The organism is Ruegeria sp. CDSB136 (assembly GCF_059610965.1).
The window spans coordinates 78,302-89,538 of the sequence record NZ_JBXWOP010000014.1; the positions used below are offsets into that span (position 1 = coordinate 78,302).

General features: G+C 59.2%; 12 protein-coding genes and 1 riboswitch. Of the genes, 9 read left to right on the forward strand and 3 right to left on the reverse strand.

The annotated features are described in order from the left end of the window. Window positions 1-54: 54 nt before the first annotated feature. Complete coding sequence (locus AC2FIR_RS15550; RefSeq protein WP_496762651.1) at window positions 55-855, reverse strand: 3-deoxy-manno-octulosonate cytidylyltransferase; 801 nt, start codon at window positions 853-855, stop codon at window positions 55-57. Further along, window positions 855-1,652: a 3'(2'),5'-bisphosphate nucleotidase CysQ gene (cysQ, locus tag AC2FIR_RS15555; protein ID WP_480813415.1), complete on the reverse strand. Its 798-nt coding sequence runs from the start codon at window positions 1,650-1,652 to the stop codon at window positions 855-857. The genes AC2FIR_RS15550 and cysQ overlap by 1 nt, the downstream gene beginning before the upstream one ends. A 122-nt stretch (window positions 1,653-1,774) precedes the next feature. Between cysQ and AC2FIR_RS15560 the strand changes: the two genes are divergently transcribed. Then, window positions 1,775-2,596, forward strand: a complete 822-nt coding sequence (locus AC2FIR_RS15560) for an ABC transporter permease (protein WP_170824985.1) — start codon at window positions 1,775-1,777, stop codon at window positions 2,594-2,596. On the opposite strand, the gene AC2FIR_RS15565 is transcribed toward AC2FIR_RS15560, so the two are convergent. Beyond that, entirely contained in the window at window positions 2,593-3,195 is a 603-nt protein-coding gene (locus AC2FIR_RS15565) for an alpha-ketoglutarate-dependent dioxygenase AlkB (protein ID WP_170824986.1), read from the reverse strand. The genes AC2FIR_RS15560 and AC2FIR_RS15565 overlap by 4 nt on opposite strands. Before the next feature lie 214 nt (window positions 3,196-3,409). On the opposite strand from AC2FIR_RS15565, the gene dnaK reads away from it, so the two are divergent. From dnaK to AC2FIR_RS15605, 8 genes are all read left to right on the forward strand, one after another. Then, on the forward strand, window positions 3,410-5,317 hold the full coding sequence (gene dnaK / locus AC2FIR_RS15570; RefSeq protein ID WP_321249926.1) for a molecular chaperone DnaK: 1,908 nt from the start codon (window positions 3,410-3,412) through the stop codon (window positions 5,315-5,317). 74 nt (window positions 5,318-5,391) lie between these two features. Next, window positions 5,392-6,537 (forward strand): molecular chaperone DnaJ, encoded by a 1,146-nt coding sequence (gene dnaJ, locus AC2FIR_RS15575; RefSeq protein ID WP_496747009.1) that lies wholly within the window; start codon window positions 5,392-5,394, stop codon window positions 6,535-6,537. A 260-nt stretch (window positions 6,538-6,797) separates the two neighbouring features. Further along, window positions 6,798-6,904: riboswitch (TPP riboswitch) on the forward strand. A 45-nt stretch (window positions 6,905-6,949) separates the two neighbouring features. Beyond that, the gene (gene thiD, locus AC2FIR_RS15580) at window positions 6,950-7,753 is read left to right on the forward strand and encodes a bifunctional hydroxymethylpyrimidine kinase/phosphomethylpyrimidine kinase (RefSeq protein WP_496747011.1); all 804 of its coding nucleotides are present in this window, start codon (window positions 6,950-6,952) and stop codon (window positions 7,751-7,753) included. Next, window positions 7,750-8,727, forward strand: a complete 978-nt coding sequence (locus tag AC2FIR_RS15585) for an FAD-dependent oxidoreductase (protein WP_496747013.1) — start codon at window positions 7,750-7,752, stop codon at window positions 8,725-8,727. Before thiD ends, AC2FIR_RS15585 begins: the two co-directional genes overlap by 4 nt. Then, window positions 8,711-8,905 carry a sulfur carrier protein ThiS gene (gene thiS, locus AC2FIR_RS15590; RefSeq protein WP_321249930.1) on the forward strand — a complete coding sequence of 65 codons (195 nt, stop codon included), beginning with the start codon at window positions 8,711-8,713 and terminating at the stop codon, window positions 8,903-8,905. Before AC2FIR_RS15585 ends, thiS begins: the two co-directional genes overlap by 17 nt. Window position 8,906: 1 nt before the next feature. Next, on the forward strand, window positions 8,907-9,677 hold the full coding sequence (locus AC2FIR_RS15595; RefSeq protein ID WP_496747014.1) for a thiazole synthase: 771 nt from the start codon (window positions 8,907-8,909) through the stop codon (window positions 9,675-9,677). After that, on the forward strand, window positions 9,674-10,270 hold the full coding sequence (locus AC2FIR_RS15600) for a thiamine phosphate synthase (RefSeq protein WP_496747015.1): 597 nt from the start codon (window positions 9,674-9,676) through the stop codon (window positions 10,268-10,270). The genes AC2FIR_RS15595 and AC2FIR_RS15600 overlap by 4 nt, the downstream gene beginning before the upstream one ends. After that, window positions 10,267-11,232 carry a HesA/MoeB/ThiF family protein gene (locus AC2FIR_RS15605; protein WP_496747049.1) on the forward strand — a complete coding sequence of 322 codons (966 nt, stop codon included), beginning with the start codon at window positions 10,267-10,269 and terminating at the stop codon, window positions 11,230-11,232. Before AC2FIR_RS15600 ends, AC2FIR_RS15605 begins: the two co-directional genes overlap by 4 nt. Window positions 11,233-11,237 lie beyond the last annotated feature (5 nt).

The window sequence follows — 11,237 nt, forward strand, 5'->3', positions numbered from 1 at the left end:
GAACGTCAAAAAACACTAGGCCATGAAAGGAGGCGGTGAAATGGGGAAAAACGTTCAATCCAACCCCATCGCGGCCATCATTTCTTCGATCTTTGGCACGTCTTGCGGGTTGTTCAGTTCCCAGAACTGGCGGCCCTTGGCCTCAACCTCGACGCACAAAACCTTGCGGCCGTTCTCCATGAACCGAAGCTGCTCCAGTCCTTCCAGTTTCTCCAGCGGCCCCACCGGCCAGTCGGAATAAGCGGCCAGCGCATCGGGTCGATAGGCATAAACACCCACGTGATGGAACACCGGGGTTGGCTCGTCACCCGCATAAGTGGCCGTGGTAAAGGGGACCACCTCTTTCGAGAAATACATCGCGCTGTGATCTGCACCGAACACGGCGGTTGTGCCGCCGACCCGTCCGTTCCTGCGATCATTCAGCAGGCTGTTCAGCGCATCACCGTCACAGCGCAGGACCGGCGTGGCCACAGCCGCGTCAGGGGCCGTACGTAACCCCGCGATCAGATCTTCGACGAACCAATGCGGTGTCAGCGGCGCGTCTCCCTGCAGATTGACGACGATCTCGTAACCCGAACCCAGATTGGCATGGGTTTCGGCGCAGCGTTCCGTGCCGTTACCGCAGGTCTCGGAGGTCATGACCACTTCCGCCCCAAACCCTTCGCACACGTCACGAATGCGGTCATCGTCTGTGGCCACTACTACGCGGTCCACGCCGGATACCGAACACGCAGCGCGCCAGGATCTTTCGATCAGGGTCATGGACACGCCATTTGCACCGGTCAGCGGCACCAGCGGTTTGCCCGGATAGCGGGTCGACGCGTAACGGGCGGGGATTGCGATCAGTACAGACATCAGGCTTCCTTCAGTTCCACACCCGGAGCGTAGGCAATGAAGAACGGATTTGCATAGTCTTCCTTGCCATAGGTCAGCGGTGAATGATCGTCGAAGCGAACGACCTTGCCCCCGGCGCCGGCCAGAACCGCGTGTCCGGCGGCGGTGTCCCACTCCATCGTGCGGCCAACCCGTGGATAGATGTCGGCCTCGCCAGTGGCCACAAGGCAGAACTTGAGCGACGAGCCGGCGCTTTTGCTGTCCTTCACCTGATATTTGTTGATGTAATCCTCGGTCGCCTGGTCCCGATGCGATTTCGAGGCCACGACCAAAAGGGCGGAATTGTCCGGTTCAGACACTGAAATTGGCGTAACGTCCCCGATAATGTCCATCTCAAGCGCACCTGTTTCTTCGACCGACCGGCCATCGGCCTGCGTGTAGAACATGCGGCCCCGGGCAGGTGCATAAACAACGCCGCGCGTGGGAACGCCGTTTTCGACCAGCGCGATATTGACGGTGAAATCGCCGCGCCGATTGATGAATTCCTTAGTGCCGTCCAGCGGATCGACGATCAGGAACGTATCACCCTTCTGCGTGTGCGAGGCCGCCTGTTCCTCGGTCACCAGAAGGGTATCGGGAAAGGCTTCGCGCAGACCGGCCGAGATCAGGGCATCTGCTGCCTCGTCCGCTTCGGTCACGGGGCTGCTATCGGATTTGACCTTCACGTCGAAATCATCCGCCTCATATATCTGCATGATCTTGTTCCCTGCTTGCAGGGCAAGGCGTCTGATGACGGGAATTAACGCGTCGTAGGTCACAAAAATGCTCCGTTCCTGGGATTTGTTGATCCAATGTCCTGTTGGACTTATGATGTGACGGTTACGGAACGGCAAGAATTTCGTGCCAGTTTTTGGGCAAAGAAGCAGGAAAGACGCGTCGGGTGTTTTATTACAAGCGCAACCAAACGCTTTTGGGCGGTGCCTTCACCACGGCGGAACTGGTGTTTCACGCCGTCGTGCGGCAGATACGCTCGCAACATTCGAATGCTGTTATCGCGATTTTTATCAACATCATGCAGATCGTCATTCTGGCCACTGTCTTCTACCTGATCCTGTCATTTATGGGGGGACGGATTGCCAAAATCCGCGGCAACTTCGTGCTTTACATGCTGTCGGGCGTTTTCATGTTCATCATGCATGTAAAGTCGGTATCCGCGATTGCCGGTATTGCGCCGGGGAACAATCCGATGATGCTGCATTCGCCGATGAATCCGATGATCATGCTGCTGGCGGCGGCCTTCGGCGCGCTTTACACGCAGCTCGTTTCGATTCTGGTGATCCTGTTCGTGTATCATGTCGCGGTTGAACCTTTGGATATTCTGGACCCAGGCGGCGCCTTCGGAATGCTGATCCTGTCGTGGTTTGTGGGATGCACGGTGGGTTTGAACCTGATGGCCCTGAAGCCGTGGTTTCCAAGAACGGCGGAGATGTTGAAAAACATCTATCGGCGTCTGAACATGGTGTTCTCGGGCAAGATGTTCGTCGCCAATGCGCTGGGCGGCTATATCCTGATGATGTTCGCCTGGAACCCGCTGTTTCACATCATCGACCAGGCCCGGGGCTTCATTTTCCGCAACTATTTTCCACGGAACACAAACTGGGAATATGCCTTATGGGTCGGCATAGCGCTGTTGATGATCGGGCTGTTGGGTGAGTTCTTTACACGCAAACACGTGTCTCAAAGCTGGGACGCACGCCGCTAACGGGCCACCCGCAGCGTCAGGTTGATCCGCCCGCCTTTTGGCAAGAGTTTGGAAGATCCGAAGCGGATGCGATCGATCCCGTGATAAGTCAGCCGTGCCGGCCCGCCCATGATGACAACGTCGCCCGAGTTCAGCCAGATCGACTCGGTCTTGCCGCCTCGGGTGGTGTTGCCGATCCGAAAAAGCGCATCATCCCCCAGCGAAACCGAAAGAACCGGCCAGGAAAAATCGGCCTCGTCCTTGTCCTGATGCAGACCCATCCGGGCGCCTTCCCCGTAATAATTGATCAGACAGCAATCGGGGTCGCGTTCGCGGCTGGCAAGGTCGTGCCACAGGTTCAGGATCGGTTCGGGAATGTCAGGCCAGGCCTTCCCTTGCGGGTGCTGTGTTTGATACCGGTAGCCATCCCGGTCCGTGACCCAGCCAACGGCCCCGGCCGAGGTCATGCGCACCGACATCGCCTTGCCTTGCGGCGTCACTGGCCGCACCAGTGGCGCTGCTTTCAGAATCGGGCGCAGCGTTTCGATCAGTTGCGTCTGGGCCGATGCATCCAGCCAGCCCTTTCTGATGTCGAATCCGCGCAAAATCAGCCGGGCCATCCCAGAATCCTCAATCCTTGCCAAAACCTTGCCGAAAAAGGCCACAAAATCCCGAAAACCTGCGTTTTACACCGCTTGCAGGCCTTTCGTCGCGCCCTTATATACGCCGGGACGCGCAATGGTGTAGGGCCATTACGCAATGCAGATCGGGGCAGGGATGCCATAACGGGTCCCGGCCTCGGGACATCGCCTTGAAGAGAAAGGGATTGAAAATATGGGTAAAGTAATCGGGATTGACCTTGGTACCACAAACTCGTGCGTGGCCATCATGGACGGCTCGCAGCCGAAAGTCATCGAAAACGCCGAAGGGGCGCGGACCACGCCCTCGATCGTCGCCTTCACCGAAGATGAGCGACTGGTCGGTCAGCCTGCAAAACGTCAGGCGGTCACCAACCCCGACAACACGATCTTTGGCGTCAAGCGTCTGATCGGTCGTCGTGTGGATGATGCCGAAGTCGAAAAAGACAAGAAAATGGTGCCGTACGCCATCGTTGATGGCGGCAATGGCGACGCGTGGGTCCAAGCCCGCGGCGAAAAGTACTCCCCAAGCCAGATCTCGGCCTTCACTCTGGGTAAGATGAAGGAAACCGCCGAGAGCTATCTGGGTGAGGAAGTCACGCAGGCGGTTATCACCGTTCCGGCATACTTCAACGACGCACAGCGTCAGGCCACCAAAGACGCCGGTAAAATCGCCGGTCTGGAAGTGCTGCGGATCATCAACGAACCGACAGCTGCCGCGCTGGCCTATGGTCTGGACAAGAAAGACACTCAAACCATCGCAGTCTATGACCTTGGCGGCGGTACTTTCGACGTGACCATCCTGGAAATCGACGACGGCCTGTTCGAGGTCAAATCGACCAACGGTGACACCTTCCTGGGTGGTGAAGACTTTGACATGCGCATCGTCAACTACCTGGCGGACGAGTTCAAAAAGGAACACGGCGTCGACCTGTCTGCCGACAAGATGGCGCTGCAGCGTCTGAAAGAAGCTGCTGAAAAAGCCAAGATCGAGCTGTCCTCGACCTCGCAGACCGAAATCAACCAGCCGTTCATCTCGATGGGTTCGAACGGCCAGCCGCTGCACATGGTCATGAAACTGACCCGCGCCAAGCTGGAATCGCTGGTTGGCGACCTGATTAAGAAGTCGATGAAGCCCTGCGCCGCCGCTCTGAAAGACGCCGGTCTGTCGGCTGCTGACGTGGACGAGGTTGTTCTGGTCGGTGGTATGACCCGGATGCCGAAAGTGATCGAAGAGGTCACCAAATTCTTCGGTAAAGAGCCGCACAAAGGTGTGAACCCGGACGAAGTTGTTGCCATGGGTGCCGCCATTCAGGCCGGTGTTCTGCAGGGCGACGTCAAAGACGTGGTTCTGCTGGACGTGACCCCGCTGTCGCTGGGCATCGAAACCCTGGGTGGCGTGTTCACCCGTCTGATCGACCGCAACACCACGATCCCGACCAAGAAGTCCCAGGTTTTCTCGACCGCCGAAGACAACCAGAACGCCGTAACCATCCGCGTGTTCCAGGGTGAGCGTGAGATGGCTTCGGACAACAAGATCCTGGGTCAGTTCAACCTCGAAGACATCCCGCCCGCACCGCGCGGCATGCCGCAGATCGAGGTGACCTTCGACATCGACGCCAACGGCATTGTCTCGGTTTCGGCCAAGGACAAAGGCACCGGCAAGGAACAGAAGATCACCATCCAGGCCTCGGGCGGTCTGTCCGACGAGGACATCGAAAAGATGGTCAAGGACGCTGAAGAGAACGCGGAAGCCGACAAGGAACGCCGCGAGCTGGTCGACGCCAAGAACCAGGCGGAAAGCCTCATCCACTCGACCGAGAAGTCGATGGAAGAGCATTCCGACAAGGTCGACCCGACCACCATCGAGGCCATCGAGCTGGCAATTGCCGCGCTGAAAGACGAGCTGGAAACCGAAAACGCCGACAAGATCAAATCGGGCATCCAGAACGTCACCGAAGCGGCCATGAAACTGGGCGAGGCCATCTACAAGGCGCAGTCCGAAGAGGCCGAGGATGAACCGGCAGCTGCGGACGCCGCTCCGGGTGATGACGATATTGTCGACGCCGAGTTCGAAGATCTGGACGACGACAAGCGTAACTAACGGGTAACCGGGCCAATTCGGGCCGGTCCGGATACCGGGCCGGCCCGTTTACGTTGAGGCAGAAGGAAACACTGATGTCAAAACGCGACTATTACGATGTACTCGGCGTGTCCAAGGGTGCATCGGCGGACGAGATCAAGAAAGGTTTTCGCAGGAAAGCCAAAGAGTTGCATCCCGACCGCAACAAGGACAACCCGGAAGCCGAGGCGCAGTTCAAGGAAGCGAACGAAGCCTATGACGTTCTGAAAGACGCAGAACGCAAGGCTGCCTATGACCGTTTTGGCCATGCCGCCTTTGAAAACGGCTTGGGTGGCGGCGGCCGACCCGGCGGTGGCTTTGGTCAGGGCGATTTCTCCAGCGCGTTTTCAGACGTGTTCGACGACCTGTTCGGCGATTTCATGGGTGGCCAGCGCGGTGGCGGTGGCCGTCGTGCAGCGCGCGGTTCCGACCTGCGTTACAACCTGCGCGTCTCGCTGGAAGAGGCGTTTGCGGGCCTGCAAAAAACCATCAACGTGCCCGCTGCCGTGGCCTGTTCGGCCTGTGATGGATCGGGCGCTGAAAGCGGCGTTGAACCGACCACCTGCCCGACCTGTTCGGGTATGGGCAAGGTCCGCGCGCAACAGGGCTTTTTCACCGTTGAACGCACCTGTCCGACCTGCTCGGGATTGGGTCAGATCATCAAGAATCCCTGCAAATCCTGCGGCGGCGCGGGTCGGGTGGAAAAAGAACGGGCGCTGTCCGTCAATATTCCAGCCGGTGTCGAAACCGGAACCCGCATCCGTCTGGCGGGTGAGGGTGAGGCCGGAATGCGTGGTGGCCCCCCGGGCGATTTGTATATCTTTGTCGAAGTGTCCGATCACAAGCTGTTTGAGCGCGACAGCATAAACCTCTATTGCCGCGTGCCGGTCAGCATGGCCAAGGCCGCTCTGGGTGGTTCGATCGAAGTGCCCACCATCGATGGCGGTCGTGGCCGGGTGCAGATCCCGGCAGGTAGCCAGTCGGGCCGCCAGATGCGTTTGCGTGGCAAGGGAATGCCCGCCCTGCGTGGCGCTGGCGTGGGTGACATGTTCATCGAACTGGCTGTGGAAACACCGGTCAACCTGACCAGTCGCCAGAAAGAACTGCTGCGTGAGTTTGACGATCTGGGAGAGGACAACCACCCGGAATCAAAAAGCTTTTTCTCGTCGGTCAAGTCCTTCTGGGATGGCATGAAAAGCTAAGGGAACCGCATTCCCAATCAAAGCCGCCCGGTTTCGGGCGGCTTTTTTTGTAGGGGGCGCTGCCCCCGCCGCCCTTTGGGCGCCTCCCCCGGGATATTTGGAGCCAGATGAACAAGGGATCTTTCCTTCATCTGGCCAAAAATATCCCGGAGCGCGAGGCAGAGCCTCGCAAATACTTTTGGCCTTACCCAAGGGATCAGGGTGGCCATAAAACAGATCAAATTCAGTCTTGTATTTTTCTGATGTGCCTGTGATTGTCCGGGCAACCGTTGGGGTGCCCTGATCGAAGGGCTGAGAGGCGTTAATGCGCTAACCCATCGAACCTGATCCGGGCAATACCGGCGTAGGGAACGGTCTCAGATTGTCAGACGTTTTCCATGCGCGCGTTGCCCAATTTTGATGGAGCAACGATATGACGCCTATTGCGCTGACAATTGCAGGCTCGGACAGTGGCGGTGGGGCCGGAATTCAGGCTGACATCAAGGCAATGTCTGCCTTGGGGGTTTATTGTGCCAGCGTGATCACCGCCGTGACCGCGCAAAACACACGGGCCGTTACCGCCGTTCACGGGATCCCGCTGAATACTGTCGCCGCACAGATCGATGCCGTTCTGTCTGATCTGAGCGTGAGCGCCGTCAAGATTGGCATGTTGGCGACACCGGAGATCATCCGATGTGTTGCAAACAGCCTTGCAGCGTTTCGTGGTCCCATCGTTCTGGACCCTGTGATGATCGCCAAATCCGGCGATGCCCTGTTGACGGAAGACTCGGTTGAGACATTACGGGCGGTGCTCGTGCCCATAGCCACGCTATTGACGCCGAACTTGCCCGAGGCCGGACGCCTTCTGGATTGCCCGGCTGCGGAGACGCCGGATCAGATGGTAAAACAGGGGCTTGCCTTGTGTGACATGGGCGCAGGTTCCGTTCTGATGAAGGGCGGGCATGGATCCGGCGACATTTGCCGTGATCTCTTGATCGACGCTTCGGGCTTGGTGGCAGAGTTCACGGCACCGCGCCGAAATACCAAAAACACGCATGGCACTGGCTGCACATTGTCTGCGTCAATTGCTGCCGGGCTGGCGCTGGGAAAACCGCTGATGACGGCCGTTGCAGATGCGCACAGCTATCTGCAAGGCGCGATAGCCCGGTCCGATGATCTGGACATCGGTCGCGGGCATGGGCCAGTTCATCATTTTCATCAGCATTGGCCCGCATGACTGTCTGGTCGGTCATAGGTGCCGGAGTAGCCGGTCTGACTGTTGCCACCGAGCTGGTATCGCGCGGCGCTGACGTGCAGATATTCGACCCGGCAGGTGCGCCGGGTCCACATGGCTGTTCCTGGTGGGCGGGTGGCATGCTTGCCCCCTGGTGTGAATACGAAAATGCCGAGGAGCCGGTTCTGCGGCTTGGACAAACAGCGATTGACTGGTGGGCCGCCAGAACGCAGGTGCATCGTTGCGGAACGCTGGTTGTTGCGGATTCGCGCGACCTACCGGATCTGCGCCGCTTTGCACGCCGAACGGATGGGTATTCAGAAATCGGAGGTGGAAAAATCTCCAATTTAGAGCCTGACATGAGCAATTTCGGTAACGGTCTCTTCTTCCGGGCAGAGGCCCATCTTGATCCCCGGCAAGCGTTGCGGGACCTCTACAGTCACCTCAGGGACAGAGGTGTGCCCTTTCACCGTAAACTGGCCCCTTCCCGGTTGGAGAATGCGATCGATTGCCGGGGGTTGCACGCGCGTGAGATCTTGCATGATCTGCGTGGCGTCAAAGGCGAGATGCTAGTGATCCGCTGCCCGGATGTCACGCTCTCTCGCCCTGTGCGACTGCTGCACCCGCGCATGCCGCTTTATGTCGTCCCGCGGGGTGACGGGGTCTACATGCTGGGCGCAACGATGATCGAATCCGAGGACAGCGGCCGGATTACTGCCCGCTCGATGTTGGAGCTTCTCAGTGCGGCTTATGCGCTGAACCCGGCCTTTGGTGAGGCTGAGATCCTGGAAATCGGTGTCGATCTTCGCCCCGCTTTTCTCGACAACCTGCCTCGCATCCGCCGGTTGGGTCGAACGATCTATGCCAATGGCCTGTATCGCCATGGCTACTTGCTTGCGCCCGCGTTGGCACAGGGCGTCGCCGATCTGGCGCTGGAAAACAAACATTCGGAGATGGTCGATGAAGATCGTGCTTAATGGCGAGGCGCGCGAAAGCCGCGCAGAAACCCTGTCAGATTTGCTGGCGGAATGTGGATTCTCGGGCTGCGTAGCTACCGCTGTGAATGAACAGTTCGTCCCTTCAAGCCTTCGACTGGCACTAAAACTCGAAGATGGTGACCGGGTCGAAGTTGTCGCCCCGATGCAGGGGGGCTGACGTGAAGACCTTTTACGGCACAGAACTGCCCAATCCGCTGATGCTGGGCACGGCGCAGTATCCCAGTCCGGCCATTCTGGAACACGCGTTTCGCCTCAGCGGGGCCGGTGTTGCCACGGTATCCCTGCGCCGTGAAGGCGCGGGTGGGGCCGGGCAGAGCTTTTGGCGGATGATCCGCGACCTGGGTGTCATTGTCCTGCCCAACACCGCCGGATGCCACACGGTGAAAGAGGCTGTGACAACCGCCCAGATGGCGCGCGAGGTTTTTCAGACCAATTGGATCAAGCTGGAACTGATCGGTCATACCGACAGCCTGCAACCGGATGTGTTTCAACTGGTCGAAGCCGCCCGCATCCTGACGGAAGATGGATTTCAGGTCTTTCCCTACACAACGGACGATCTGATCGTCGGCGAACGCCTGTTGCAGGCGGGTTGCGAGGTTCTGATGCCGTGGGGCGCGCCCATCGGGTCCGGGCGCGGTCTGAACAACGAATATGCGCTGCGGGCGCTGCGGGCTGCGTTTCCCGATGTACCGCTTGTCATTGATGCCGGTATCGGCCGTCCAAGCCACGCCGCGCATGCGATGGAGCTGGGCTATGACGCCGTGCTTCTGAACACGGCGGTGGCCCGTGCCGGTGATCCGGTGGGGATGGCGCGTGCAATGGCATTGGCGGTTCAGGCCGGCCAATTGGCCCATAAGGCCGACCCGATCGAGGCACGCGACATGGCCGAACCTTCAACGCCAGTGATCGGAAAGGCATTTCTGTCATGACGTTGGACCGGTTCTATCCGATCTTCGATCACTCCGACTGGCTGCACAGGATGCTGCCTCTGGGCGTTAAACTGGTGCAGTTGCGGATCAAGGACCAATCGGATGATGCGGTGCGCGCCCAGATTATGATCTCGCTCGAACTGTGCCGCAGCCACGGCGCCCGACTGGTCGTGAACGACCATTGGCAGCAGGCAATAGAGGCGGGCTGCGACTGGGTCCACCTGGGGCAGGAGGATCTGGATGATGCCGATCTGCATGCCATCCGCCGGGCAGGCCTGAAACTTGGTGTTTCAACCCATGACGATGATGAGCTTGAGCGGGTTCTGTCGATGGACCCCGACTATGTGGCGCTCGGACCTGTCTATCCGACCATCCTGAAAAAGATGAAATGGCGGCAGCAAGGTCTGCCCCGCGTGACCGAATGGAAAGCGCGGGTAGGGCGTATCCCATTGGTCGGCATTGGCGGAATGACGGTCGAGCGCGCGCCTGGCGTGTTCGAGGCCGGGGCCGATATTGTCGCGGCAGTAACCGACATCACGCTGAACCCTGACCCCGAAGCGCGGGTGCGCGAATGGATCGGCATCACGCGATGAACCGTTACGGACGCCAGATGATCCTGCCCGAAGTGGGGCCCGAAGGGCAGGCGGGCCTGTCCGCTGCACGAGTACTTGTCGTCGGGGCCGGAGGGTTGGCCGCGCCGGTTCTGCCGCTGTTGGCAGGGGCAGGGGTGGGTCACATCTTGGTTGTTGATGGCGATGTCGTTGATCTGTCGAACCTGCACCGGCAAACGCTTTTCACGGAACGGGATATCGGCCTGCCAAAGGCTGAAGTTGCGGTGCGGCGCTGTCGCGACCTCAACTCCAAGCTTGAAGTCACCAGCCAAAGTCAGGCCCTGACATGCGAAAACGCGGCAAATCTGGTGTCGCGGTCGGATGTGGTCCTGGATTGTGCGGATAGTTATGCGGCCAGTTATGTCCTGTCGGACAGCTGTCTGGCACAGGGAAAGCCGCTGATCAGTGCCTCGGTGCTCGGGTTGTCAGGTTATGTGGGCGGCTTTTGCGGCGGCGCGCCGTCTTTACGTGCGCTGTTTCCGGACGCGCCCGACAGTGGTGCCAGCTGCGCCTCAGCAGGTGTTTTGGGTCCGGTTGTCGGTGTGATCGGCGCGACGCAGGCGCAAATGGCGCTGAGCGTGATCCTGGGCCTGCAACCATCGCCGCTGGGCCAGATGGTGAACTTTGATGCCCGCACCCTGCGCAGCAACAGTTTCCGTTTCGATGATGCGCCAGAACCCGCAAGCTGTTTCCGTTTCCTGTCTGCCAGCCAACTCACGGCCGAAGACCGGATCATCGAACTTCGCGGCACGGATGAAGCGCTGGTTCCGATACACCCCGGCGCAGAACGACTAACGCCAGTCGAATTGTCCGGATTAGAGCCTAAACAAGCAAAAAGATTGGCCCTTTGCTGCGCCACTGGTCTGCGGGCGTGGCGCGCAGCCGAACGGATTCAATCGGATTGGCCGGGCGAGATTGTCCTCGTCGCGGCCTCAACCTCGTGAACAGG